We start from the raw sequence: 303 nt of genomic DNA, 5'->3' as shown, positions 1-303 counted from the left end.
CCGTTGCTCCGGTCGAGCCTGTAGCTCCCGTCGAACCCGTCGCTCCAGTCGAACCCGTTGCTCCGGTCGAGCCTGTAGCTCCCGTCGAACCCGTCGCTCCGGTCGAACCCGTCGCTCCGGTCGCGCCTGTGGCTCCGGTCGAACCGGTCGCACCCGTTGCTCCGGTCGAGCCTGTAGCTCCCGTCGAACCAGTTGCTCCAGTCGCACCTGTTGCTCCGGTCGCGCCTGTGGCTCCGGTCGCACCCGTGGCTCCGGTCGCGCCTGTAGCTCCAGTCGAACCCGTAGCTCCGGTCGCACCCGTGG

At 69.6% G+C, this 303-nt stretch carries 1 protein-coding gene; it reads right to left on the bottom strand.

All coding sequences use genetic code 11. The annotated features are described in order from the left end of the window. Positions 1–303 (bottom strand): hypothetical protein (locus EOA23_RS35465; protein ID WP_245474463.1); only part of this gene is annotated, 303 nt, incomplete at both ends.

Source organism: Mesorhizobium sp. M2A.F.Ca.ET.042.01.1.1, assembly GCF_003997405.1.
In the GTDB taxonomy this organism is placed as follows: domain Bacteria; phylum Pseudomonadota; class Alphaproteobacteria; order Rhizobiales; family Rhizobiaceae; genus Mesorhizobium.
This window is presented reverse-complemented; position numbering and strand designations above follow the sequence as displayed.